Source organism: Streptomyces nodosus (assembly GCF_008704995.1).
In the GTDB taxonomy this organism is placed as follows: domain Bacteria; phylum Actinomycetota; class Actinomycetes; order Streptomycetales; family Streptomycetaceae; genus Streptomyces; species Streptomyces nodosus.
The window spans coordinates 3,766,785-3,792,464 of the sequence record NZ_CP023747.1; the positions used below are offsets into that span (position 1 = coordinate 3,766,785).

Annotated in this window: 23 protein-coding genes and 1 tRNA gene; 15 read left to right on the plus strand and 9 right to left on the minus strand. The window is 70.4% G+C overall.

The genetic code is table 11. The features are described from left to right. The first annotated feature begins 140 nt into the window (after positions 1-140). Both CP978_RS17040 and CP978_RS17045 read left to right on the plus strand, forming a co-directional pair. A complete protein-coding gene (locus CP978_RS17040; RefSeq protein WP_227745398.1) occupies positions 141-686 on the plus strand; it encodes an ATP-binding protein in 546 nt (181 codons plus the stop codon). Between the two features lie 321 nt (positions 687-1,007). Further along, on the plus strand, positions 1,008-1,973 hold the full coding sequence (locus CP978_RS17045) for a DUF5926 family protein (RefSeq protein WP_043441867.1): 966 nt from the start codon (positions 1,008-1,010) through the stop codon (positions 1,971-1,973). A gap of 256 nt (positions 1,974-2,229) precedes the next feature. On the opposite strand, the gene CP978_RS17050 is transcribed toward CP978_RS17045, so the two are convergent. Further along, positions 2,230-2,883: a hypothetical protein gene (locus tag CP978_RS17050; protein ID WP_227745399.1), complete on the minus strand. Its 654-nt coding sequence runs from the start codon at positions 2,881-2,883 to the stop codon at positions 2,230-2,232. 55 nt (positions 2,884-2,938) lie between these two features. Continuing rightward, positions 2,939-3,604 (minus strand): bifunctional DNA primase/polymerase, encoded by a 666-nt coding sequence (locus CP978_RS17055; RefSeq protein WP_150478240.1) that lies wholly within the window; start codon positions 3,602-3,604, stop codon positions 2,939-2,941. A 481-nt stretch (positions 3,605-4,085) separates the two neighbouring features. Between CP978_RS17055 and CP978_RS17060 the strand changes: the two genes are divergently transcribed. Beyond that, entirely contained in the window at positions 4,086-5,609 is a 1,524-nt protein-coding gene (locus CP978_RS17060) for a PP2C family protein-serine/threonine phosphatase (RefSeq protein WP_079162184.1), read from the plus strand. A 100-nt stretch (positions 5,610-5,709) separates the two neighbouring features. Next, positions 5,710-7,167: an aminopeptidase P family protein gene (locus CP978_RS17065; RefSeq protein ID WP_107070542.1), complete on the plus strand. Its 1,458-nt coding sequence runs from the start codon at positions 5,710-5,712 to the stop codon at positions 7,165-7,167. Positions 7,168-7,260: 93 nt separating this feature from the next. On the opposite strand, the gene CP978_RS17070 is transcribed toward CP978_RS17065, so the two are convergent. After that, the gene (locus CP978_RS17070) at positions 7,261-7,716 is read right to left on the minus strand and encodes an ATP-binding protein (RefSeq protein WP_043441876.1); all 456 of its coding nucleotides are present in this window, start codon (positions 7,714-7,716) and stop codon (positions 7,261-7,263) included. A 259-nt stretch (positions 7,717-7,975) separates the two neighbouring features. Between CP978_RS17070 and CP978_RS17075 the strand changes: the two genes are divergently transcribed. The 9 genes from CP978_RS17075 (at position 7,976) to CP978_RS17115 (ending at position 18,123) form a co-directional block, all read left to right on the plus strand. Continuing rightward, complete coding sequence (locus CP978_RS17075; RefSeq protein WP_043441880.1) at positions 7,976-8,788, plus strand: hypothetical protein; 813 nt, start codon at positions 7,976-7,978, stop codon at positions 8,786-8,788. Between the two features lie 146 nt (positions 8,789-8,934). Continuing rightward, positions 8,935-9,693 (plus strand): YcnI family copper-binding membrane protein, encoded by a 759-nt coding sequence (locus CP978_RS17080; RefSeq protein ID WP_043441883.1) that lies wholly within the window; start codon positions 8,935-8,937, stop codon positions 9,691-9,693. A gap of 103 nt (positions 9,694-9,796) precedes the next feature. Further along, on the plus strand, positions 9,797-10,468 hold the full coding sequence (locus CP978_RS17085; protein ID WP_043441886.1) for an SCO family protein: 672 nt from the start codon (positions 9,797-9,799) through the stop codon (positions 10,466-10,468). Positions 10,469-10,494: 26 nt separating this feature from the next. Beyond that, positions 10,495-10,926: a copper chaperone PCu(A)C gene (locus CP978_RS17090; protein ID WP_043448803.1), complete on the plus strand. Its 432-nt coding sequence runs from the start codon at positions 10,495-10,497 to the stop codon at positions 10,924-10,926. Positions 10,927-11,028: 102 nt separating this feature from the next. Further along, positions 11,029-13,185 (plus strand): copper resistance CopC/CopD family protein, encoded by a 2,157-nt coding sequence (locus CP978_RS17095; protein ID WP_227745634.1) that lies wholly within the window; start codon positions 11,029-11,031, stop codon positions 13,183-13,185. Between the two features lie 8 nt (positions 13,186-13,193). Continuing rightward, on the plus strand, positions 13,194-14,468 hold the full coding sequence (gene efeB, locus CP978_RS17100) for an iron uptake transporter deferrochelatase/peroxidase subunit (RefSeq protein ID WP_043441889.1): 1,275 nt from the start codon (positions 13,194-13,196) through the stop codon (positions 14,466-14,468). 94 nt (positions 14,469-14,562) lie between these two features. Further along, entirely contained in the window at positions 14,563-15,495 is a 933-nt protein-coding gene (gene pheA, locus CP978_RS17105) for a prephenate dehydratase (protein ID WP_043441893.1), read from the plus strand. 535 nt (positions 15,496-16,030) lie between these two features. After that, entirely contained in the window at positions 16,031-17,308 is a 1,278-nt protein-coding gene (gene serS, locus CP978_RS17110; protein ID WP_043441896.1) for a serine--tRNA ligase, read from the plus strand. After that, positions 17,305-18,123: an HAD family hydrolase gene (locus CP978_RS17115; RefSeq protein WP_043441899.1), complete on the plus strand. Its 819-nt coding sequence runs from the start codon at positions 17,305-17,307 to the stop codon at positions 18,121-18,123. The genes serS and CP978_RS17115 overlap by 4 nt, the downstream gene beginning before the upstream one ends. Before the next feature lie 28 nt (positions 18,124-18,151). Here CP978_RS17115 and CP978_RS17120 read toward each other — a convergent pair. The 6 genes from CP978_RS17120 to CP978_RS17145 form a co-directional block, all read right to left on the minus strand. After that, positions 18,152-18,238: transfer RNA gene (locus CP978_RS17120), tRNA-Ser, on the minus strand. Between the two features lie 298 nt (positions 18,239-18,536). Further along, positions 18,537-18,782, minus strand: coding sequence for an SGM_3592 family protein (locus CP978_RS17125; RefSeq protein WP_043441902.1), 246 nt, complete (start codon positions 18,780-18,782; stop codon positions 18,537-18,539). A 171-nt stretch (positions 18,783-18,953) separates the two neighbouring features. Beyond that, the gene (locus tag CP978_RS17130) at positions 18,954-19,673 is read right to left on the minus strand and encodes an ABC transporter permease (protein ID WP_043441905.1); all 720 of its coding nucleotides are present in this window, start codon (positions 19,671-19,673) and stop codon (positions 18,954-18,956) included. A gap of 11 nt (positions 19,674-19,684) precedes the next feature. Then, complete coding sequence (locus tag CP978_RS17135) at positions 19,685-20,596, minus strand: ABC transporter ATP-binding protein (RefSeq protein WP_043441909.1); 912 nt, start codon at positions 20,594-20,596, stop codon at positions 19,685-19,687. Between the two features lie 49 nt (positions 20,597-20,645). Next, a complete protein-coding gene (locus tag CP978_RS17140) occupies positions 20,646-21,554 on the minus strand; it encodes a membrane protein (RefSeq protein ID WP_043441913.1) in 909 nt (302 codons plus the stop codon). Then, positions 21,544-22,542 (minus strand): ABC transporter ATP-binding protein, encoded by a 999-nt coding sequence (locus tag CP978_RS17145; RefSeq protein ID WP_043448807.1) that lies wholly within the window; start codon positions 22,540-22,542, stop codon positions 21,544-21,546. The genes CP978_RS17140 and CP978_RS17145 overlap by 11 nt, the downstream gene beginning before the upstream one ends. 257 nt (positions 22,543-22,799) lie before the next feature. Here CP978_RS17145 and CP978_RS17150 point away from each other — a divergent pair, with 257 nt between their 5' ends. After that, positions 22,800-24,554, plus strand: coding sequence for an SDR family oxidoreductase (locus CP978_RS17150; RefSeq protein ID WP_043441916.1), 1,755 nt, complete (start codon positions 22,800-22,802; stop codon positions 24,552-24,554). A 525-nt stretch (positions 24,555-25,079) separates the two neighbouring features. Continuing rightward, positions 25,080-25,640, plus strand: a complete 561-nt coding sequence (locus tag CP978_RS17155; protein WP_043441919.1) for an RNA 2'-phosphotransferase — start codon at positions 25,080-25,082, stop codon at positions 25,638-25,640. The last annotated feature ends 40 nt before the right edge of the window (positions 25,641-25,680 follow it).

Below are 25,680 nucleotides of genomic sequence, written 5' to 3' on the forward strand. Positions count from 1 at the left end.
TCGCGTCATCACCGGGCGTGCCCCGGCGCGTTCGGACCGTGTCCGCCTTTCCGAGTGCGTCAGCCCACGTACCGGGCCGGTTTCCGCTTCGGTCACATGGGGCATTCACACCGTGGCGTGGGGCGAAGGAGGTCTCGGGGGTGGCGTTGGTGGTGGCACAGGAGGTGCCCACGTCGTCGAGCATGGCCGTACCCCATGGTCCTGCGGGCGTGGGGAAGGCAAGACATCGGATGCGCGATCAATTGCGCACCGGTGGCGTGTCCGAATCGGTTATCGACGATGCCGTACTGATTCTTTCGGAACTACTCAGCAATGCCTGTCGCCATGGCAGACCACTCGGCGACAGTCCGGCGGAGGACGGGGATGTACGCGCCGCGTGGCGCGTCGACTCCTCCGGGCGGCTCACGGTCGAGGTGACGGACGGCGGAGGCCCGACCCGTCCGGTACCCGCGACACCCTCGGTCACCGCGCGCGGCGGCCGCGGGCTGAACATCATCACCGCACTGGCAAAGGACTGGGGCGTACGGGACGACGTCCGCCGCGGCGAGGTCACGGTCTGGGCCGTCGTCCGGGACAATGTGGTCCCGGCCCGCCGTCGTGACGATTTTCCCGCGCGCGTCACGACGTCCGCGGTGCCCACGATGCCCGGCCTGGCCTTCGCCGACGCGTTCGACGACCTGGACTGAGGCACCGGACCGGGCCGATCTGCACGGAGGCAGCCGGTTCGACGCGGAAGCGTCGGTCCTCCGATTCAACCGCCCACCGGTTCCGGGCAGTACGGCCCGTACCGTCAGCCCGGCCTCGCACGCGCCGAAGCGGCGGTCCGGGCCGCGGAAACCCTGCCGTGCGGACCTCCGGCCGGGCCGCTCGTGCGGGCGGTCCCGGCCCTGGCCGACGCACCCCTTCGGGGACGACTCGGTGCGTTGTCCACAGGATCCCGTCGGCCGTCGTACGAGCGGCTAGGCTCGCGCCCGTACGAGACGAGCCGTAACCGGGAGACAGCCACGATGGCCAAGAAGCGACCCCAGACCAAGGCCAAGCGCCCGCAGCTCACGGATGCCGAGATCCCGGTCGTCGGCGCCCGCGAGCCCTGCCCCTGCGGCAGCGGTCGCCGTTACAAGGCCTGTCACGGCCGGGCCGCCGCCCACGCGGTGACCGAGCTGGTGCAGCGCCCCTTCGAGGGGCTGTCCGGCGAGTGCGACTGGGTGGCCCTGCGCGAGCTGGTGCCGGCGGCCACCGTCGAGCTGAAGCTCAGGGACGAGCTCCCCGAGGGCGTCCCGTCGGTCACCCTCGCCACGGTCCTGCCGATGGCCTGGCCGGCGCTGCGCCGCGACGACGGCTCGATCCTGCTCGGCCTGCAGAACGACACGGCGTCGGGCGACATCAGCCGCGACCTCGCGGACACCCTCCAGCAGGCGTTCACCGCCGCACCCGGCACTCCGGTGCAGGGCCGCCGGGCGCCCGCCGACGGACCTCGGCTCCAGGACCTGCTGGACCCGGAGGCCCCCTTCGAGCCGGCGGTGCACAGCGGCTTCGAGTTCTGGGTGCCGGACGCGGAGAACGCGACGCCGGAGGTGACCGCCTCCCTGGAGCGGGCCAACGCGGCCGCCATCCCCACCGTGAAGCTCACGGGCGTGGACGCCGCGTACTGGTGCGAGACCACGGACAAGAACCATCTGCGGTGGGTCATGCCGCACCCCGAGGAGCAGCTTCTGGACGCTCTCGCGCGGCTGCACACGGCCGGGCGGTCGGGCCTCGGCGAGGGCACGCGCCTGGTCGGCTCCTTCCGCGCGCACGGGCTGACCGTGCCGGTCTGGGACCTGCCGAGCGGGATGAGCGCGCAGGACATCGAGAAGCCCGCGGCCGAGTTCGCCGAGCGTCTCGCGGACGCCCTCGCCTCCGACGCCCCGCTCACCGCGGAGGAGCGGCGGGCGCGCGGCGGCCTGACCAACCGACAGGTGACGCTGAGCTGACGGACGGCGGCGTCCGGCCCGTCCGTCGGGCGCCGCCGGGACCGCCCCGGCAGGTGACTCCTGTCACAGGTCTTCGCCGTGACGAGGAATTCCCTGTCTGAATAGCTGAGATCGAATTTGCGAACCGCCGATCTCTTGTTACCGTTCCAGTAGCCCGGTTGCTGGTGCATCCCCCGTCGCCAGCAACCGGGTCTTTCCATGCCCGCGCCCGGTCCGGGCTTCGGACCGGTGCCAACTGCCGTACCGGGCCCCCTGATTACCGTGCGCTCGCGCCGGCCGCGTCGCTTCCGGAACGCAGCAGCAGCGGTCCCTCCCCGTCCTCCCCGGCGAACTCCGCGATCGCCGAGTACGACTGCGGCCGGGCCGCCAGACGCTGCCGCGGAGTCTCACAGGCCCCCGGGTCGCTGACGGCCTCCACGGCGCAGTGCATCTCGACGCTGCGGCCGTCGGGCCCCATGAAGCTGAGAACGGACGCCAGCCTCTCCCCGGTGGCGTTGCGGTAGTACGTGCGCCCCCAGACCTCCCCGCCCTGGGTCATGACGCAGGTCTGCGCCTCGACCCCGCCGTGAGAGGAGAGTTGGGGCCCGCAGCGGACGGCCGTGGCAAGGCCCAGGCCCGCCAGCGGGGAACCTTCGGGGGCCGGCCGTTTCCCGTCGTCCCGCGGAAGCGTGCGGACCACGGACCGGTCCGGGACCGCGGAACCCTCCAGAACCCCGGCGCGATCCGGGACCGCGGCACGGTCCCGGTCACCGGCCGGCCCGGCCGACGCCACCGCGAGGGGCAGCGCGACCGCGGCGGTCACCACGCCCAGGAGCGCGAACAGCCGGACCCTACGGGGATCGGACCGCTCGCGGACCTGCGCGTCCCTGTCCTGTCCCCGTTTCCCGCGCTCCCCAGGGCGAATCAGCATGGGGCCGAAGATATCTACCGATCACGTGCCCCGGCCCGCCGCGCGCCGGACACCCTCACAACTCGGGCGCGCTCACACCCGTACGAGTGAGGGCTTCCACGACGGCGTCCACCACCGCTTCCACATCGGGGACCCAGGGCGAGGCGGAGCCGGGCAGCGGCGCCCGCTCCCAGCGGATCTCCCCACGGCCGGTCTCGGAGGGAGGGAGCGCCAGATAGCCGCCCTCGCTGTGGAAGCGCAGCGATCCAGGGACGAAGTCCTTGGCGTAGAGCAACTCGCCCAGCCGCTCCATGGAGTAGGGCGCCACGAGGATCGCCCAGCGGTGCGGTGCCGCCACCACCGGGCCGAGGCGCATGCCCTGCCGGTCGAGCGCCACCAGCGCCTGCGAGGCGGCAAGGGCGGGCAGACTCACCGCGCAGGGCGCCTCACCCCCGGTGGCCAGCACGATCGGGGCGGACGGCCGGTTGGTCCACCACCAGCGCACCATGCGCTCGTCGGTGGTGGCCGCGAGCAACCCGGGATCGAAGGGGTGCGCACCGGGCACCGTGCACTCCGGGTCGGGGCATCCGCAGCGGGCACGCCCCTGCGGATCGGGGGCCACACCCGGGAGAACAGGCCACTGCCATGCGGTCGCGAAGGTCAGGGCCGCGCTGATCAGCTCGGGCCTCCCGTCGTCCCGCCCGGACAGGAGCCTGCGTCGCCTTCCGAGGATCTCGCGCATGAGCGCTCGTTCCTTTCCGTTGCACGCCTGGCAACACCGAGGACCACATCACACCATGTGTCGATCACTTCACTGTGCGTACCTGCCGGCGCATCGCGCCCCCGCCTTGAGTAAGGGGAACCCCTCCGGGCCGGGCATCGGCTGCGTCCGCGTCCATACTGCGCCCATCACCAGCATGGGCATGGCGTGGGGTGGCGGCGCCTGGCGCTATGCCGTCCCGCTCCTGCCGGCCGCCTCCACCACGGGAGGATGGGGTTCGGTCGTCGGTGGTTAAGACGCCCGGGTCCGGCGCCAGGTTCCGGGTGATTCCCAACCACCCCTGGCCTTCACCGAGTACGTACCCATCACGACCGTTGCGACGCTCCGTCGAACAAGGCCAGTCGACCCCAAGAGGGTCCCACCCCAGTCTGTTTCAAGCCAACTTTGCTTTTCCACAAGAGAGTACGAAAGCCACACGGACACCAGGAATCCCAGCAGGACAATGCTGGACATCTCCTCACGAATGCGTGTACATGTGGAGCCACTGCCAGCGGCGCAGATTGACATGGGGGTTTGCGATGCCAGCGAGCAATACGCGCCGGTCCGGAAGCCGGACACCATGAACGCCCCTCACCCTCCGAAAGTGGCCGGAATCGATTCAACGGTTCCCCCTCCCGCACACACTGTCGCGCCGATGCCCGCCGCCCCGGACGTCCCCTCGGCCGCCTCACCCGCCCCAGCCGCCCCGGAGGCCGTCCTCCAGGACCGGCTCGCCGGCTGGGTCTCCGATCTGACGACCCTCCATGAACTCACCGAACGCCTGGCGCGCACCGGCTCCCTCACCGAGGCGCTCCAGGAACTGCTGCGCGCCGGAGCGGCCCTCGTGGGCGCCCGGCGCGGTCTCGTGGTGCTGGAACCCTGCGACGGTCTCGGCCCCGACACCACGACCGGCCTGGGCCTGGCCCGCGCCGACCTCGGTCACCTCGAGACCGTGCCGCGGGGCTGCACGGCGTACGGCAGGATCCTGGACGGGTATCCGGGCGCCGAGCGGGAGACCGCCCAGCCCGACCTGTTCTCCGAGGACGGCCTCGACCCCCGCCACCGCGAGGTGGCCGCCAGGCTCGGCTACGCCGCCAGCTATGCGCTCCCCCTGTCCGCCGAGGCGACCGGACGCCTCGGCGCCGCCGTGTGGTTCTACGACGAACCGGCCGAGCCGGTGGAGCGCCGGCGCCATCTCGTCGGTCTCTACGCCCGCTACGCGGCCGAGCACCTGGCCCGCATGGTCGAGATCGAGCGCACCCGCGCGGCCATGCGGACGATCGCCGACGATCTGCTCCCCGCCCGGCTGCCCCGGGCCGCCGGCGTCCAGCTCGCCGCACGGCGCCACACCGGTCCGCGCGGGGGCGGCGACTGGTACGACGCCCTCCCGCTGCCCGACGCCGCGCTCGGCCTCGCGGTCGGGTCCGTCACCGGGTCGGGTCCAGGCGCGGTCGCCGCGATGGGCCGGCTGCGGGCCTCGCTGCGCGCCTACGCCGTGATGGAGGGCGAGGACCCGGTCGCAGTGCTGTCGGATCTGGAACTGCTGCTCAGACTCACCGAACCCGCCCGCTCCGCCACCGCCCTGTTCGCGTACTGCGAGCCCACGGCGCGCAGACTCACGCTCGCCGGGGCCGGGCACAGCCCTCCGCTGGTGATCGGCCCGCGGCGCACGGAGTTCGTGGAGAGCTCGCTCTCGGCGCCCCTGGGCATGCTGGCCTGCTGGGAGGCGCCGAGCATCGAACTGATCGCGGAGCCGGGCGAGACCGTACTGCTCTACACCGACGGTCTGCTGCACCGCACCGGCGAGCCCATGGACCGCGCCTTCGCCCGGCTGCACACGGCCGCCGCGAGCGTGCCGCGGCCGGTGCGCACCGATCCGGGCGCCGTCGCCGACCACATCCTGCGCACCATGCTGCCGGACGGCATGGGCCGGGCGGACGCCGAGAACGCCGAGGATGTCGTCCTGCTGGCGGCCCGGTTCGAGTGAGGAGGCGGCTGCCCTCGGTAACAGGTCTTCCCCTAATGGGCCCCCTTCACCGCAAACGTACGATGGAGGAGGCCCAGTGCCGTATTCAAGGAGGATGACCGTGGCGGACGAGCTCACTCCGGCGACCCCGGAAGAGACCGAAGAGCCGATCAAGCAGCGCAAGAACGGCCTGTACCCGGGCGTGTCCGACGAGCTGGCCGAGAACATGAAGTCCGGCTGGGCCGACACCGAGCTGCACGATCTGAAGCCGGTCGCCCAGGCCGCCGAGACCGCCGGCCGCCGCGCCGCGCTCTCCGCGCGCTTCCCGGGCGAGCGTCTGGTGATCCCCGCGGGCCATCTCAAGACCCGCTCGAACGACACCGAGTACCCCTTCCGCGCCTCCGTCGAGTACGCCTACCTCACCGGCAACCAGACCGAGGACGGCGTCCTGGTCCTCGAACCGACCGCGGACGGCCACCGGGCGACGATCTATCTGCTGCCCCGCTCGGACCGTGAGAACGGCGAGTTCTGGCTCTCCGGCCAGGGCGAGCTGTGGGTCGGCCGCCGCCACTCGCTCGCCGAGGCGGAGCAGCTCTACGGCATCCCGGCCTCGGACGTGCGCGAACTGCCCGAGCAGCTCAAGGAGGCCACCGGACCGGTCCGGGTGGTCCGCGGTTTCGACGCCGGCCTCGAGTCCGCGCTGCACGACAAGGTGACCGCCGAGCGGGACGAGGAGCTGCGGGTCTTCCTCTCCGAGACGCGGCTGGTCAAGGACACGTTCGAGATCGGCGAGCTGCAGAAGGCCGTGGACTCGACCGTGCGCGGCTTCGAGGACGTGGTGAAGGTCCTCGACAAGGCGGAGGCCACCTCCGAGCGCTATATCGAGGGAACGTTCTTCCTGCGGGCCCGCGTGGAGGGCAACGACGTCGGCTACGGCTCCATCTGCGCGGCGGGCCCGCACGCCTGCACGCTGCACTGGGTACGCAACGACGGCCCGGTCCGCTCCGGTGACCTGCTGCTGCTGGACGCGGGCGTGGAGACCCACACGTACTACACGGCGGACGTCACCCGCACGCTGCCGGTCGACGGCACCTACAGCGAGATCCAGAAGAAGATCTACGACGCCGTGTACGAGGCCCAGGAGGCCGGTATCGCGGCCGTGAAGCCGGGCGCCAAGTACCGCGACTTCCATGACGCCGCCCAGCGGGTGCTGACCGAGAAGCTGGTCGAGTGGGGTCTGGTCGAGGGCCCGGTGGAGCGCGTCCTGGAGCTGGGCCTGCAGCGCCGCTGGACCCTGCACGGCACGGGCCACATGCTCGGGATGGACGTCCACGACTGTGCCGCCGCGCGCGTCGAGACCTATGTGGACGGCACGCTGGAGCCGGGCATGGTGCTCACCGTCGAGCCGGGTCTGTACTTCCAGGCGGACGACCTGACCGTGCCCGAGGAGTACCGCGGCATCGGCGTCCGCATCGAGGACGACATCCTGGTCACCGAGGACGGCAACCGGAACCTCTCGGCGGGCCTGCCGCGCCGCTCCGACGAGGTCGAGGCGTGGATGGCCGCCCTGAAGGGCTGACGGAAGGGCGTACGGCCGGGTACCGACGGACGGTATCCGGCCATACATATGGGATACGGGGGACTCTGGGATACGGGGGCTTCGCGCGCCTCGTCACACGACCGGCAGCGGCGTGCCCTGCTTCCCCTTGAGGGTCTTGTCGAAGCACACCACCGCGCCGCCGCGGCCCGGTTTGTTGCCGATGTGCACATGGTCGGCGAGTTCCTGGATGAGGCACAGACCGCGGCCGTGCTCGGCTTCGGCGCGGGCCGGCAGGACGGGGCGGCACGGTCCTCCGGAGGGGAAGCCCGGGCCGGCGTCGGCGACTTCGATGCGGCAGGTCTCGCCTTCCAGATAGGCCGTGACCCGGTATGCCTCGGGCGTGGCGCCGGGCGCCACGGCGCCGCCGTGCTCGACCGCGTTGGCGCAGGCCTCGCTGAGCGCGACGCAGAGGTCGTAGGAGATGTCCGGGTCGACGCCCGCGCTCTCCATCGTGCCCAGCAGGATCCGTCGGGCGAGCGGCACGCTCGCCGCTTCGCGCCGCAGATGGAGTGACCACCAGATGCTCATGCTCCAGCCTCCCGGCCGCGGCTCGACATACGGTTACGTATTGCCGCGCAGGCCGGGGCGCAATCGCCCGCTCGGCGCGATCTCGCCCGTGCGGCGGATGCGCCTCCACACGAAAACGGTGTATGGGGCGCTACTCACCAGGTGGCACCAGGTGACTGCTCTCCTCCCCGATCCTCCGATCGCCGGACAGATGCCATGCAAGCCATCTTGTGGACCCGCCCTACGAAGCCGGTGACGCCAGTGGGATGATGAGCCCGCCATGAGTGCCCCCCACCCGCGCACGGCGCGCGCCGGATGCGATCTCCGGCTTCTGCGGGCCGCGGTGTTCGCCGCGGTCTGTGTCGTGCTGGCCGCTGCGGGGCACGGGCTCGCCTCCTGCGCCACGGTTCCGCTGTGGACGGTGGGCCTCGGCTTCCTCGGTGTGTTCATCGTGGCGGCCGCGCTCGCCGGACGGGAGCGCTCCCTGCCGGGCATCGTCGCGCTCCTCGCCGCGGGCCAGGCCGTCCTGCACACACTGTTCGGGCTCGGCCAGCACTCCGGTGCCCTGCCGATGGCCTCGAACACGGCGGCCACGGCCGACGCCACGCTGGTGGCCCGGGCCGCACACCTGCTGTGCGGTGCCACCGCGGCGACCCTCTCCCCGGCACAGGCCCAGAAGATCCTCGCGGACGCGCGGCTCGTCTCGGGCCCGGACACGACCGTCGCGCACCACCCGGCGGACGCGCTGTCGGCCGCCGCCGGGCTTCTGCCGTCCCTGACCATGCTGCTCGGCCATGTGCTCGCGGCTGTCGCCGCCGGATGGGTGCTGCGCCACGGGGACATGGCACTGCTGCGGCTGATGCGGCTGTCGGCGCACGGAGTCGCCGAGGGGGCGCTCGTACGGGCCCTGCGGTCGGCGTTCGCGCTGGTGCGCGCTCTGCTGGCCGGACTCCCCGGGTCACCCGAGGCGGCGGCACGGCGCGCCCCGCGCACCGCGTTCCTCGTACCGCCGAAGCCGCGGACGACCGTGCTCCAGCACACGGTGGTCCGGCGTGGGCCGCCGTCCTCCACTCCCTACTCCCTCGCTGCCTGACACGACGCGCCACCCCACTCGTCCTCACGGAGGGGCCGCCGTCGTGCGGCATGCGCGTGTGCCCGTCGCCACAACCGTGGCCACCCCCTGCACACACAGCTCACCTTCCTCAACGGACTCTCACTCGGAGTGGAGTGCTCTCAGTCATGAAGGCCATCAACGGTTCCCTCAAGGCTTCCCGTCTCGCCGTCGCCGGTGTCGCCGCCGCGTCCGCCGTCCTCGTCCTGTCCGCACCCGCCTTCGCGCATGTCACCGTGCAGCCGGAGGGCGCCGCCGCCAAGGGCGGGTACGCGGTCGTCGACTTCAAGGTCCCCAACGAGCGTGACAACGCCTCGACCACCAAGCTGGAGGTCAGCCTCCCGACCGACCACCCGCTGGCCTCGGTGATGCCGCAGCCCGTCCCCGGCTGGACCGCCGTCGTCACCAAGTCCAAGCTCGACAAGCCGCTGACGGTGCACGGCAAGCAGATCGACGAGGCCGTCACCAAGGTCACCTGGACCGCCAACGGCAAGGGCATCGAACCGGGCTACTTCCAGAAGTTCCCGCTCTCCGTCGGCCAGCTTCCCGAGGACGCCGACCAGCTCGTCTTCAAGGCCCTGCAGACGTACTCCAACAACGAGGTCGTCCGCTGGATCGAGACGCAGCAGAAGGGGCAGCAGGAGCCCGACAACCCGGCTCCGGTGCTGGAGCTGAGCGCCGCCTCCGGTGACGGCCACGGCGCGGCGGCCAAGGACGCCTCCGCGGACGGCTCCACCGCCCCGGCCGCCAAGGACACCACGGCCCAGGCCGACACCGGCGGCAGCGACACCACCGCCCGCGTCCTCGGCATCGTCGGCATCGTCGTCGGTGCGGCGGGCGTGGCGTACGGCGTTCTGGCCGGCCGCCGGCGCACCAGCGCCTCCTGATCCACCCGTCTCCGCATCCGCGCCGGGGTCGTGCACCATCGCCGTGACACACGGCGTACGACCCCGGCGCGGGCCGGAGAACTGACATCTGGGACATTTTTCCATGCGCAAGAAGAAGACACTCGTCGTCGGGGCCCTGCTCGCCGCCGCCGCGTTCACCCTCTCCGCCTGCGGGTCCGGCGACGGCGACAAGCCGGTCGCCGTGGTGTCCGCCGAGCCCGGCTCCGACCGGGCCGCGACCGTCCTCGACCAGCCGTTCGAGAAGCCGGATCTCGTCCTCACCGACACCCACGGCAAGCAGTTCGACCTCCGTGCGGAGACCAAGGGCAAGCCGACGCTGATCTACTTCGGTTACACCCACTGCCCCGACGTCTGCCCGCTGACGATGAACAACCTCGCCGTCGCCAAGAAGGAGGTGGAGAAGGACAAGCAGCTGACCCGGGCGCAGAAGGACTCGCTGCGGATCGTGTTCGTCAGCACCGACCCGGAGCGCGACACGCCCTCCGCACTCGGCACCTGGCTCAAGGGCATCGACCCCGCGGTGGTGGGCCTGACCGGTGACTTCGCCACCGTCCAGGCGGGCGCCCGCTCCCTCGGCATCAGCGTGGAGCCGCCGAAGAAGGAGAAGGACGGCAAAATCGTCTCCACGCATGGGACCCAGGTCATCGCGTTCTCTCCGAAGACCGACGAGGGGTACGTGGTGTACGGGCAGGACGCCACCGTCGACGACTACACCAAGGACCTCCCCAAGATCATCAAGGGGGAGAACCCGTGACCCGCCGTCTCGGCCGTACCGTCGCGATGACGGCGGCGGGACTGCTGCTCGCCGGCTGCGGCGGCCACGGCGGGTCGGCCTCCGCCGAGCCCGAGCTGAAGATCACCGGCGCCTATATGCCCGCTCCGGTCGGCAGCGACATGGCGGCCGGCTTCTTCACGGTCACCAACTCCGGCGGCAGCGACACCCTCACCTCCGCCACCAGCAACCTCGCCCCCGATGTCACGCTGCACTCCACCAAGGGCGGCGAGATGCGGGAGGAGACCTCGTTCACCGTGCCCGCCGACGGCAGGCTGGACTTCGCGAGCGGCGGAAACCACGTCATGTTCGAGAACCTCACCCATCAGCCGAAGCAGGGCGAGAAGGTGTCCGTGCAACTGCACTTCACCAAATCCGGCACGGTCACGGTCGAGATGCCGGTCGAATCGGCCACGTACAACCCGAAGACAGGACACTGAGAGAGGGATCACGTGACGCAGGCCATCGCTCCCGACGGGCACATCCGGAGGAACCCCCGTACGGCGTTCCCGCGCACGCTCCGTATCCGAGCGGCCCGCCTGGTGCCGGCCCTGCTGCTCGTGGTCGTGGGCGTGCTGTTCGGCGGAGCCGCCCCCGCCTCCGCACACGCCGCACTGCTCGGCAGTGATCCGGCACAGGGATCGGTGGTCGACACCGCACCCACCCGGGTCACCCTCACCTTCTCCGAGCAGGTGGCGTTCTCCGGCAACTCGCTGCGGGTCCTCGATCCGAAGGGGCAGCGCGTCGACACCGGCAAGCCGTTCAACACGACCGGGACGGTGTACGGGGTGAAGGTGCGCACGGGGCTGGCCCGCGGCACCTACACGGTCACCTACCAGGTGGTGTCCGCGGACAGCCATCCGGTCGCCGGTGCCTTCACCTTCTCGATCGGCGCCCCGTCCGCGACCACGGTCTCCCCCACCGAGCAGGCCGCGGGCGGCGGGGTCGTCGGCGGGCTCTACGGGTTCGCGCGGTATGTGTCGTACACCGGGTTCATCCTCCTGGTCGGCGGCGCGGCCTTCGTACTGGCCTGCTGGCAGCGCGGTGCCGGGGTGCGGGCGGTGCAGCGCCTCGTGGTCACCGGGTGGGTGACGCTCACCGCCGCGACGCTCGCCCTGCTGCTACTACGCGGCTCGTACACCGGCTCGGGGAAGGTCGCCGACATCTTCGACCTCTCCCTGATCGGGCAGGTGCTGGCGACCAAGTCGGGTGCGGCACTGGTCTCCCGGCTGCTGCTGCTCGCGGCGGGGGCGCTCTTTGTCGCGGTGCTCTTCGGGGCGTATGTGCGACGGGACGCCGACGGTGCGGAGACGGCGGACGCCGGTGGTGAGGCCGGTGTCCCGGACGCCGGGGCGAGCGGGTCCCCCGCATCCCCTGGCACGGGTGATGCGGCGGAGCCGGACTCCACGAGTGCAGCGGATACCGCGAATGCCGCGGACGCCGCGGATCTCGCGGCCGAGAAGAGGGACCTCACCTTCGGGCTCGCCATCGGCGGGGCCGTCGTGGCGGCGGGCCTGGCGGCGACCTGGGCGATGGCCGAACACGCCTCGACCGGAATCCAGACCGGCCTCGCGATGCCGGTCGACATCCTGCATCTGCTGTCCGTCGCCGTCTGGCTGGGCGGCCTCGCGGCCCTGCTCGTCGCGCTGTACCGGGCACCCTCGATCGAGGCGGCGGCCGTACGGCGTTTCTCGCGCATCGCCTTCGGCAGCGTCCTGACGCTGGCCGCGACCGGGATCTATCAGTCCTGGCGGCAGCTCGGATCGTGGTCGGCGCTGACCGGGACGACCTATGGACAACTGCTGCTGTCGAAGGTCGGTCTGATCGCCGTCGTCATCGGTATCGCCTGGGGCTCACGACGCTGGACGGCACGGCTGGCGGACACACCGGCCGAGGCGGCGAACGCGCATGCCTCGACGCACGGTACGCAGTCCACGGTGACGGCGAGGACCACGACCGAGGGCACCGGAGCCGGCCGTGCCGAAGACCCCGAGACGGCCTCCGGGACGGCCTCCGGGACGGCCTCCGAAGCGGGGGAAGGCCCGGATACCCCGGAGGACGGCGAGAAGCCGAAGGTCTCCGGTCGCGGTGCCGGCTCCGGACGCGGGTCCGACGGTCCGTCCGACCCTTCGGAGCGCGCCGCCCAGCTGGCCCGGCAACGGGCCGCGATGGCCACCGCGCGGGCCAGGCGGATCCGCGACGCCGATCCGGTCCGTTCGGGACTACGCCGCTCCGTGCTCGCCGAGGCGGCCGTCGCCCTCGTGGTGCTGGCCGTCACCACCGCACTGACGACCACCGAACCGGGGCGCACGGCGGAGGCGGCCAGGGCCGCCACCTCCTCCTCGGCCCGGCAGAGCGAACCGCTGTCGTTGAAGATCCCCTTCGACACCGGCGGCCAGGACGGCAAGGGCACCGCACAGCTCACCCTCGAACCGGCCCGTGTCGGCAGCAATGCGATGCACATCCTTGTGACGCGACCGGACGACAAGGCCTTCGACGTCCCCGAGGTGAAGGTCGCCTTCACCCTCTCGGCCAAGAGCATCGGCCCGCTGTCCGTCGATCCCGAGCGCATCGCCACCGGACACTGGGCGGCGAACGGCGTGCAGATTCCCATGGCGGGCGACTGGAAGATCTCGGTGACCGTGCGGACGTCCGACATCGACCAGGTGACCGTGACCAAGAACGCGAAGATCGGCTGAATCACACCATGGCTGACCAGTCCACACCGGAGGCACCCGCCGAGGGGACCTCTTCCCAGCTGAAGAAGGCCGTGATCTCCCGGCGACGGCTCCTGGGTACCGCGGGTGCCACCGGACTCGCGCTGGGCACGGTGGGCGGGGCCGCCGGATACGCCGCGGCATCCACGGAGAAGCCCACCCCCCTGGCCTCACTGGGGGCGGACCGGGCGATGTTTCACGGGAAACATCAGCCCGGTATCACCGACGCCCTCCAGGCCCGTGGTCACCTCGTCGCCTTCGATCTGGCGGCGGGTGCGGGACGCAAGGAGGCTGCCGCACTGCTGCGCCGCTGGTCGACGACCGCCGCGCGGCTGATGGCCGGCGAGGCAGCCACCCATGACGACACCGGTGTCGCCCGTGACGCCGGTCCGTCGTCCCTGACGATCACCTTCGGCTTCGGCAACGGCTTCTTCTCCCGAACCGGACTGGAGAAGCAGCGGCCGTCGGCCCTGGACCCGCTGCCCGACTTCTCTTCCGACCACCTCGACCCGTCCCGCAGCAACGGCGATCTCTGGGTGCAGATCGGCGCCAATGACGCCCTGGTCGCCTTCCATGCCCTGCGCACCCTGCAGAAGGAGACGGGCGGCGCCGCACGGCTGCGTTGGCAGATGAACGGCTTCAATCGCTCGCCGGGCGCGACCGAGCGCCCCATGACGGCCCGCAATCTGATGGGCCAGATCGATGGCACCCGCAATCCGCAGCCGGCCGACACCGACTTCGACCAGCGCATCTTTGTGCCCGCCTCCGGAGACCCGGCATGGATGGCGAACGGCTCCTACGCCGTCGTACGCCGTATCCGCATGCTTCTGGACGACTGGGAGAAGCTCTCGGCCAAGGCCCAGGAGGAGGTGATCGGACGCCGCAAGGCCGACGGGGCACCGCTCAGCGGGGGTACCGAGACGACCGCCATGGACCTGGACAAGACCGGTGCCGACGGCTCCCCGGTCGTGCCCATGAACGCACATGCCCGTATCTCCCGCCCCGACCAGAACGGGGGCGCCGCGATGCTGCGCCGTCCGTTCTCCTTCCACGACGGTTTCGATGCGGACGGGACACCCGACGCGGGCCTGCTGTTCGTCTGCTGGCAGGCGGACCCGGTGCGGGGCTTCGTCCCCGTGCAGCGCAAGCTCGACCGGGGGGACGCCCTGTCGTCGTACATCCGGCATGAGGCCAGCGGCCTGTTCGCCGTGCCGGGCGGCGCCGCGGAGGGCGAGTATGTGGGGCAGCGTCTGCTGGAGGGGTGATCCGCGGGTCGTCCCGGTGCGGGGCCTCGGGCAGGGGGCCGTCGCCGCCGGTGCGAACCGTGTGCGGCCGGGCGCTGCCCATTAGGGTGAGGTCATGCCTGCCAGCTATGCGTATCTCGGTCCTGAGGGCACCTTCACCGAGGTCGCCCTGCGTACGCTGCCCGAGGCCGCGACCCGGGAACTCGTCCCGATGGTGTCGGTCCCGGCGGCCCTCGACGCCGTCCGCAGCGGTGAGGCGGAGGCCGCCTTCGTGCCGATCGAGAACTCGGTGGAGGGCGGGATCACCACCACTCTCGACGAGCTGGTCGCGGGCGAACCGCTGATGATCTACCGCGAGGTACTGCTCTCGATCACCTTCGCGCTGCTGGTCCGGCCCGGTACGACGCTCTCCGAGATCAAGACGGTCACCGCACACCCGGCCGCACAGCCGCAGGTGCGCAACTGGCTCAAGACCCATCTCCCGGACGCCCTCTGGGAGTCCGCCGCGTCGAACGCGGACGGTGCCCGTCTCGTCCAGGAGGGACGCTACGACGCCGCGTTCGCGGGTGAGTTCGCGGCCGCGCGTTACGGTCTGGAGGCGCTGGAGACCGGCATCCATGACGCGGAGAACGCGCAGACCCGATTTGTGCTGGTCGGCCGGCCGGCCCGGCCGGCGGCGCCGACGGGCGCGGACAAGACGTCCATCGTGCTGTGGCAGCGCGACGACCACCCCGGTGGACTGCGCGATCTCCTGGGCGAGTTCGCGGTGCGGGGCGTCAACCTGATGTTGCTGCAGTCCCGCCCGACCGGTGCGGGCATCGGCAACTACTGCTTCTGCATCGACGCCGAGGGCCATATCTCGGACCGCCGGGTGGCCGAGGCGCTGATGGGGCTCAAGCGGATCTGTCTCCAGGTGCGCTTCCTCGGCTCGTATCCCCGTGCGGACATCAAGAAGGACGACCTGACCGCCCCGCCGGCGGGGACATCGGACGGCGAGTTCATGGCGGCGGCGGACTGGGTGGCACGCTGCCAGGACGGCCGGTTCTAGGCTGTCGGCACCACGGTGTCCGGTCCTACCTGCAGATTTTCGCTATCCACAGAAGTTATCCACAGGTGGGCATCTCGATCTGGGGACAAGTCGACAACGTCGCATCACGGAGTCGACAAATCCTTCCTCGGCTCCCCGCCCGTCCACCACCCCTTCCCTTGTCGTTGTCCACCTGTTTCTTTCGATCAACCCTTTAGGGCGACCCTTTTACGCCCGAAAGGGTCGCAGATTCGGGTTTGAGCCCGGAATTCTGCCTCCCGAGCCCACCTTCCGGAACGATCACTTCCGTAGTCCACAGATCTTTCGCACAGCCTGTGGATAACCACCCGCCTCTTGGGGATGCCTGTGGACAAGCGCGCTCCAAATCCCGTTCTCCACAAGGAAGTCAGGTCAACGCCCCAAGGCCCGAGTGACCACTTTCGGGGCCCGACACCACTTTCCTTGACACGCGCCGTAATGACCCCATAACGGATCATGGGTCATGGATCCGAATACAGGGTCGTGAGCCGGAACTCCGCACCGGTAGCCTTGAGGGGTGATTGACCTTCGCCAGCTCCGTGAGGACCCCGATCGTGTACGCGCCTCCCAGCGCGCCCGTGGTGAGGACGTCGAGCTCGTCGACGCCCTCCTCTCCGCCGACGAGCGGCGCAGGTCGTCCGGCGTCCGCTTCGACGAGCTCCGTTCCGAGCAGAAGGCGCTCGGCAAGCTGATCCCCAAGGCCTCCGGCGACGAGAAGGCCGAGCTGCTGGAGAAGGCGAGCCGGCTCGCCGCCGACGTCAAGGCCGCCGACGCCGAGCAGCACGAGGCCGAGGAGGAGACCAAGCAGCTCCTGGGCAAGCTCGGCAACCTCGTGCACCCCGACGTCCCGGTCGGCGGCGAGGAAGACTTCGTCGTCCTGGAGACCCACGGCACCATCCGCGACTTCGGCGCCGAGGGCTTCGAGCCCAAGGACCACCTGGAGCTCGGCGAGGGACTCGGCGCGATCGACGTCGAGCGCGCCGCCAAGGTCTCCGGCTCGCGCTTCTACTACCTCACGGGCGTCGGCGCCCTGCTGGAGCTGGCGCTCGTCAACGCGGCGATCGCGCAGGCCCAGGAGGCCGGGTTCACCCCGATGCTGACGCCGGCCCTGGTCCGCCCCCGCGCCATGGAGGGCACCGGCTTCCTCGGCCAGGCCGCGGAGAACGTGTACCACCTGGAGAAGGACGACTTCTATCTGGTCGGCACCTCCGAGGTCCCGCTCGCGGCGTACCACATGGACGAGATCATCGACGCGGAGAAGCTGCCGCTGCGCTACGCGGGCTTCTCGCCCTGCTTCCGCCGCGAGGCCGGCACCTATGGGAAGGACACCCGGGGCATCTTCCGCGTCCACCAGTTCGACAAGGTCGAGATGTTCTCGTTCGTCGACCCCGAGGACGCCGAGAACGAGCACAAGCGGCTCCTGAACTGGGAGAGGCAGTGGCTGACCGCCCTGGAGCTGCCGTTCCAGGTCATCGACGTGGCCACGGGCGACCTGGGCTCTTCGGCCTCACGGAAGTACGACTGTGAGGCGTGGATCCCCACCCAGGGCAAGTACCGCGAACTGACCTCCACCTCGAACTGCGACTCCTTCCAGGCCCGCCGGCTCTCGGTGCGCATGCGGAACGGCAAGAAGGTGCAGCCGCTGGCGACGCTGAACGGCACGCTGTGCGCCGTACCGCGCACCATCGTGGCGATCCTGGAGAACCACCAGCTGGCCGACGGCTCCGTACGGGTGCCGGAGATCCTGCGTCCGTACCTGGGCGGCCGGGAGCTGCTGGAGCCCGTGGCCAAGTGAGCACGGCCGAACCCGCCGGTTTTCCGTACGGACTGATCGCGACCGACCTCGACGGGACGCTTCTGCGTCCCGACCACACGGTCTCGGAACGTACGCGTGAGGCACTCGCCGCGGCCGCCGCGGCGGGTGCCGCACATATCGTCGTCACCGGGCGTGCGGTCCCCTGGACCCAGCACATCCTGGACGATCTCGACTATCGGGGCCTCGCGGTGTGCGGCCAGGGAGCACAGCTGTACGACGCGGGGGAGCGACGGCTTCTGACGTCGGTGACCCTGGACCGGCAGACAGCGACCCTCGCGCTGGCGAAGATCGAGGCCGAGGTCGGCCCGCTGATGCTGGCGGTGAGCCGCGACGGACTGGACGGGGAGGTCCTGGTCACCCCGGGCTATCGGGTCCATGAGGGACCGCTGCCGTACCAGCCGGTCCACGACCCGGCGGAGCTGTGGTCGGCGCCGCTGAACAAGGTGTACATCCAGCACCCGAGGCTGAGCGACGACGCGTTGGCCGAGGCCGCACGGCAGTCCGCCGACGGACTGATCGGTGTGACCATGGCGGGCGAGGGGATCGTGGAACTTCTCCCCCTGGGCCTGTCCAAGGCGACGGGGCTGTCGCTGGCGGCCCGCCGTCTGGGGATCAAGGCCGCGGACACGATCGCCTTCGGTGACATGCCGAACGACATACCGATGTTCGCGTGGGCGGGGCACGGCGTGGCCATGGCCGATGCCCACGAGGAACTCAGGGCCGTCGCGGACGAGGTGACCCTCTCCAACGAGGAGGACGGCATCGCGGTGGTGCTGGAGCGACTGCTGGGATAGACACCCGAGGGAAACGCTCGGGTCTTCGCGGAGGATGCGCGGATCGAACGCGCGCGGGCTTTCCAGCCCGACCACGGCTTAGCAAGCCGGTGCCTTACCACTCGGCCAATCCTCCGGGTGGGCGGCCCGCGCGATATGCATCGCGCGCTCGAAGCGGCCGCCCCGGGCAGCTCCCGTGCGGCGGGGTTCTACGGAGGGATACCTACTCCGGAACCCGTCGCGGGCTGCCCTGTCGGGAGCTCGACGAACTGCCGTGCATGGGCATCGCCCAGCTCCTCTCCCAGAAGGTGGCGCCGACTCGCTCCGGCGTCGTGGACACCACCACTGTGCCGGGCGCTCGCTTCGGACGCCACCGAATAAAACCGGAGAGCCGAGCGGCTGAATCCGGAGAGCCGAGCGGCGTGCGGAACCCGCTAGCGGCGACGCCACCTGCGGCGCCGCGCTTTGCTGAAGAACCAGCCGGCAGGCGGTTCGTCGGACCGCCAGGGCTGGGGATCGGGCGCTTCGCGGCGCCACCGTGCGGCCAGCATCCGGGCGCGTCCCGAGGGCTCGATGCTCACCGCGGACCGTATGAAGTCCTCGTCGAGCACGACGCCGTCCCAGTCGTCCCCGTTCCCGCCCGTGTCGTCGCCGTCTCCGCGTGGTGCCTCCGCTGCCATCCCCGGTCCTTCCCGCAAACCGCGTACACCCCCTTTGCCCAAGTGTGCCCGGGCGGGTGTGAAGCCACTGTCAAAAACGCATTCGGAAAACGCAAGAGAACGCAAGAAGAAGAGCGGGGAAAACCCTCGGGGCCGGGCGGAGGCTCCGCCCGGCCCCGAGGGCGGGTCCCCTTACTCCTCGGCCGCCGGCGACAGCGTCCGCAGCTTCTGTCCCGCGTACCAGGTGGCGGCCACGGTCACCACGACCAGCAGCACGGTCGCGGTGGTCAGGCCCACGTCCGAGGTGACCAGCGTGCTGTCGGAGACCTTGTGGGCCACCGCGAGCGCCCACTGCTGAACGCTGAGCGTCCGCGCCCCGGCCACCAGCGAGCCGAAGAGCGACTCCCAGATCAGCGCATAGACCAGGCCGAAGACCACCGCATGCCGGCTCACCGTGCCGAGCAGCAGGAACAGCGCGGCGTAGGCGATGGAGGCGACCAGCGCGGCAACCGTGTACGCGACGGCGATCTGCTGTCCGTTGCCGTTGAGGATCATCCCCGCGATGAAGGTCGGAAGTGCCGAGAACGCCATGGTGACGGCGATCGCGACGATCAGCTTGGTGAAGATGATCGTGGACCGTTTCACCGGCTTGGCCAGCAGATACACCACCGAGCCATCGTCGATCTCGGGTCCGATCGCGCCGGTGCCGGCGATCACACCGATGATCGGCACCATGGGGGCGAGGGCCAGGCTGCCGAGGACGTCGTTGGCCACCTGATCGTCGGCGCCGGTCAGCACCCGGACGACCACGGAGATCACGATCAGCAGAGCGGGCAGCGCGCCGAGGATCAGGGCCCGGCGCCGGCCGAGCAGGCCCCGGTAGGTGAGCCGGGCGACTGTGGGGTCGTACATCTTTCGGCCTCCTACGCCGCGACGAGATACGAGAAGACGGACTCGAGGGACTCGTCGGACGGCGAGACCGTGAGCAGCCGGATGCCCTGTTCGCGGGCCACCCTCGGCAGCAGGGCCGTGAACCGGGCGAAGTCGACCGCCTGGATGCGCAGGGCGCCCTCGGCGAGATCGACTTCGATGCCGGACGTCGACGGGTCGGCGATCAGCGCGGCGGCCAGTGCCCGGTCGTCGCTGGAGCGGACCAGGTAGCGGTGCGGGCGGTCGGTCATCAGACGGCGGATCTTGCGGAAGTCACCGCTCGCCGCGTGCCGGCCGGCGACGATCACCTCGATGTGGGAGGCGAGTTGCTCGACCTCCTCGAGAATGTGGGACGAGAACAGCACCGTGCGGCCCTCCGCGCCCATCCGCCTCAGCAGCTCCATCAGCTGCATCCGCTGGCGCGGGTCCATTCCGTTGAAGGGCTCGTCCAGCAGCAGCAGGGACGGGTCGTGCACCAGGGCGGACGCCATCTTCACCCGCTGCCGCATGCCCTTGGAGTAGGTGGAGACCTTGCGGTCCTGCGCGTACTCCATCTCGACCGTGGCGAGGGCGCGTTGTGCGGCCTTCGCGCCCAGCCCGTGCAACTCCGCGTTGGCGAGGACGAATTCGCGGCCGGTGAGGAAGTCGTACATCGCCTCGCGCTCGGGGACGACGCCGATCTGCCGGTAGATCTGCTCGTTGCGCCACACCGGCTGTCCGTCGAGGGTGACGGAGCCGTGGGAGGGGGCCAGGAAGCCGCCCATCATATGGATGAGGGTGGACTTCCCGGCGCCGTTGGGGCCCAGCAGACCGGTGACACCGGGGCCGACGGTCATGGTGATGTCGTTGACGGCGACCACGTTGCCGAACCAGCGCGAGACGTGGTCGATGGAGAGAGTGCTCATGGACGCGGCCGTTCCTCGAAGGCGTGGTGGCGGGCGGCGGGCGGGAAGGTCACGCTCCCACCTTTCGGTAGCGGCGCAGCAGCAGGCCGTAGCAGCCCGCGACGAGTCCCAGGACGACCAGCAGGAAGAGGACTCCCTGCCCGGCCGAGGGACCGTGCCCTCCGGGGTAGGAGGAGGACGCGCCGAGGAAGGCGGTCCCCACACCGTCGATGAGCGTGACGGGGGAGAACAGCCCCGCCCAGATCGCGGTGAGGGTGTTGCCGGAGTGCACGGCCGCGATGGCCTGGATGGTGGAGACGGCTCCGTAGGAGATCGTCAGCACGGCGATGACGGCCGCGATGCCGAAGCCGCGCCGGGGCGTGGCCGCCGCGATGACCAGGCTGATCCCGGAGAACAACAGCGAGAGCAGGGCCACGGAGACCAGTCCCTCGGCGAAGCCCTTCGTCTGGTGGGAGAAGTCCAGCTTGGCGAGGAGCGCGCCCACATACAGGACCAGCAGGGGCGCGGCCGTCAGGATGAACAGCGCCGAAGCCAGGGACGCGTACTTGGCGCGGACATAGTCGCCGGTCTCGATGGGGCGGGAGAAGTACAGCGGCATGGTCTTGAAGCGCAGGTCACGGGAGACCGACTGGGGTGCCTGGGAGGCGACGTACAGGCCGATCAGGCCCTGCATGATGATCGCGTACTTGGTGTACTCGATGGGCAGGTCCTTGGCCTTGGTGGTGACCGCGACCGCCACCATGATCAGTGCCGGGAGGCACATCACCACGAACAGCAGCATCGGCAGCACCTTGGACTTCACCGAGCGGCCGAGGCCGTAGGCGCCGCGCAGGGACTGCGAGTACAGGGACCGGCGGGCGTAGGCACGGCCCAGGCGCGGGCCGTCGTACGAGCGGTAGCCGATGTTGTGGATCCGGGTCTGCTCGGCCTCACGGGCCGTGGGCTGATCAACCGCCATGGCCGACCGCCTCCTTCCGCTGTGCGGTGCCGTCCGGCTGCGCCGCGTCGTCGCGCTGTGCGTCGTCGTCCTTGAAGACCTCCGCGATGTGGTGCCTGCGCTGCTCCATGCGGACCAGTCCGAGGCCCAGCTCGGCGACGACGTCCCGGACCAGGTCGTAGGTCTCCTCGCCCGTCGAGGTGAGCAGCAGGATGTGACCGGCGCCCGGCAGTCCGCTGCCGTCCTGCGCGGTCACCCCGCGCTCCTGGAGCGCCTCGCGCATCGCGCGGGTGCCGTCCGGGTGCTCATCGGTGTCGGTGACCTCGATCGCGAGGGTCGTGGTGGTCTGGGTGAAGTCCCGGGTGGAGCTGGAGCGCAGCAGCTTGCCGCCGTCGACCACCACGACATGGTCGCAGGTGCGTTCCAGCTCGCCCAGCAGATGGGAGGTGACCAGGACCGAGATGCCGAAGTCGGTGTAGACCCGGCGGATCAGGCCGAGCATCTCGTCGCGGCCGACCGGGTCGAGGCCGTTGGTCGGCTCGTCCAGGAAGACCAGCTGCGGATCGTGGACCAGGGCCTGGGCGAGCTTCACCCGCTGTTTCATACCGGTCGAGTAGCCGCCGATGGGCCGGTAGCGCTCCTCGTACAGACCGACATGGCGCAGGGTGTCCGCGGTGCGCTCCCGGGCGGCCGTCGGCGGCAGACCGGCCATGCGCGCCATATGGACGACGAACTCCGTGGCCGACACATCGGGCGGCAGGCAGTCGTGCTCAGGCATGTACCCGACGCGCTCACGGATGGCGCCACCCCTGGTGGCGACGTCGAGTCCGAGCACTTCGGCGCGGCCCTCGGTGGCGGGGGACAGACCCAGCAGGATCTTGATCAGTGTGGACTTGCCGGCTCCGTTGGCGCCGACCAAACCCGTCACACCGGGTCCGACGTCCATGGAGAGCCGGTCAAGTGCGGTCACCCTGGGGAACCGCTTGCTCAGGCTTTCGGTCACGATCACAGTCACGTCGACGACGGTAGTGACGGGGGCCACGCACGTCATCAGACCGCAGAGCCGTGTTGGCCTCCCCCTCCAGTCGTACAGGACCCTAGGGGTCGCCCGCCTTGAGGGCTACCGCCTCCTGGGTTTTCCACAGGCCCGGGCAGCGCCGTTGACGTCGGCGGCGGGCAGCTGCGAGATTCGCCGTGTCACCTTACGGACACGTACCGCAGTCGGTGCGAACGGACGGGGCCGCGAACGGATCGGGCGGAGGACGCATGACTCTCACAGGGGCGCGCGAGCGCCGGGTGCGCACGGGCGGGGTCGAGCTGTGCGTCGCCGAGCTGGGTGACCCCGAGCAGCCCACGGTGGTGCTGGTGCACGGCTATCCCGACAGCAAGGAGGTGTGGTCGGAGGTGGCCGGCCGCCTCGCCGGGCGGTTCCATGTGGTGTCGTACGACGTCCGCGGCCACGGCCGGTCGACGGCTCCCGAGCCGCTGCGCGGCGGCTTCACCCTGGAGAAGCTCACGGACGACTTCCTGGCGGTGGTGGACACCGTCAGCCCGGACCGGCCGGTGCATCTGGTGGGGCACGACTGGGGTTCCGTGCAGTCCTGGGAATTCGTCACCGTCAAGCGCACCGAGGGCCGGATCGCGTCCTTCACCTCGATGTCCGGGCCGTCCCTCGACCACTTCGGACACTGGATCAAGCAGCGGGTGAGCCGTCCCACTCCGCGCCGGGTGGGTCAACTGCTCGGTCAGGGCGCCAAGTCCTGGTATGTGTACCTGCTGCACACACCCGTGCTGCCGGAGCTGGCCTGGCGCGGACCGCTCGGCAGACGGTGGCCGGGGATCCTCCGGCGCATGGAGAAGGTGCCCGGCGATGACTATCCGACCCCGTCCCTACCCGCCGACGCGGCCCATGGCGCCTGGCTGTACCGCGACAACATACGGTCCCGGCTGAGGCATCCGCGCGCCGACGCCCGTGCGCACGCGCCCGTGCAGCTGATCACCCCCGTCGAGGACGTGTTCCTCTCGCCGCGGCTCTACGACGATCTGGAGCGGTGGGCGCCTGGGGCGATCCGCAGGACGCTGCCCGCCGGGCACTGGATCCCGCGCACCCGTCCCGATCAACTGGCTGACTGGATCACCGAGTTCGTGACCTCCGTCGAGGACGAGAGGCCGGTCCCGGTGGCGAGCGGGCGCCACGCGGACCGCTTCGGCGGACAGCTCGTCCTGGTCACCGGTGCGGGCAGCGGTATCGGGCGAGCCGCGGCGTGCGCCTTCGGCGAGGCCGGCGCGCGGGTGGTGGCCGTCGACCGGGACACCGAGAGTGCCGTCCGCACGGCGGAGCTCGCCCGGCTGAGCGGCGCCCGGCGGGCCTGGGCCGAGACGGCCGATGTCTCCGACGAACGGTCCATGGAGAAGCTCGCCGAGAGGGTCGGCGAGGCATACGGCGTGGTGGACGTCCTGGTGAACAACGCCGGGATCGGTCTGTCCGGTTCGTTCTTCGCCACGACCACCGACGACTGGCGCGAGGTTCTCGACGTCAACCTGTGGGGCGTCATCCACGGTTGCCGGCTCTTCGGACGACTGATGGCCGAGCGCGGGCAGGGCGGCCACATCGTCAACATCGCGTCGGCGGCCGCCTATCAGCCCTCGAAGGCGCTGCCCGCCTACAGCACCTCCAAGGCGGCGGTCCTGATGCTCAGCGAGTGCCTGCGCGCGGAACTGGCCGGGCAGGGCATCGGGGTGTCGGCGGTCTGCCCCGGCTTCGTCCACACGAACATCACCTCGACCGCGCGCTTCGTGGGGGTGGACGCGGCGGAGGAGCAGCGGCGGCGGGGGAGAGCGACCCGCTGGTACGGCCTGCGGGGGTACCCACCGGAGAAGGTCGCCGCCGCGATCCTGCGGGCCGTCGTGCGCGACCAGGCGGTCGTGCACATCACCCCGGAGGCACGCGGCGCCCGTCTGCTGTCCCGCTTCGCACCCGGAGCGCTACGGGCGATCGCACGGCTTGATCCGCCTCTGTGACGGCCCGGTTGGGGATGCCGCACGTCATGAGCCTGCTCTGCGAGCCTGTTCGGGGGGTGTTGGGTGCCTGTCGGGCCAAGTCGTGTTCGGATTCGATGAGTTCGGTGGGCTTCCTGCTTTCCGCCGTCGGAGTCCGAGGGACGCGGCGGAATGCAGTCTGCACTGAGGTGGGCGGCGGCGAACTCAACCGTGTACCGGGCTGGTTGAAGGCTGACTCCCATGGGATGGCTGACACGGTTCAACCTCGGGGGGCATCGTCAACTCGGCTCTGAATCACCCTTATTGGCGTTTGACACCTTGGGGCGCCTGTCATCGCGCTGACCTCAACCATGCCTGGGGACAAGCCCGTTGAACATCCTCAGCGCACATCGCCTGAAATCACGCATGGTTGACGAACCGACCCAGAGAGGGCGCCAGTTGTCCACAGAATCGTCAAGTTGCCTGTGGATAACCGCACTTGCTTGTGGATCAAACATCCGTAAAAAATCTTGTGCGTGATCTTCGTCTCTCCCGCACGATAGAAGGATGATAGAAGGAAACGATGAGAGACGCACCGTAAAGGTGTCGAAGTACCTCTCGAAACACCTGCGGCACCAGCCGGAGAAGATCGGGCTCACGCTCGACGAGGGCGGCTGGGTGGAGATCGACGCACTGCTCGCCGCAGCGGCCTCGCACGGTTTCCGGATCACCCGCGACGAGCTGGATCATGTGGTCGTCCGCAACGACAAGAAGCGCTTTGCGATCGAGGGCGGTCGGATCCGGGCCCACCAGGGGCACAGCATCGAGGTGGAGCTGGGGCTTCCTCCGGCGCCTCCGCCCGCGTACCTCTACCACGGGACCGTGCCGCGTCACCTGGACGGAATCCACGCGGAGGGCCTCCGGCCGATGAACCGGCATGATGTGCATCTCTCGACGGACCATGGGACCGCCACCCGCGTCGGCGCCCGGCGCGGACGCCCGGTCGTCCTGACCGTGGACGCCGGCGCCATGCACCGCGACGGCCATGTCTTCCATGTCACCGCCAACGGGGTGTGGCTCACCCGGACCGTGCCCCCGCGGTATCTGCGTTTCCCAGGGGCCCGCTGACCCCGGCCCGGCCCGGCCGCCGACGGCTTGGACGGCCCGG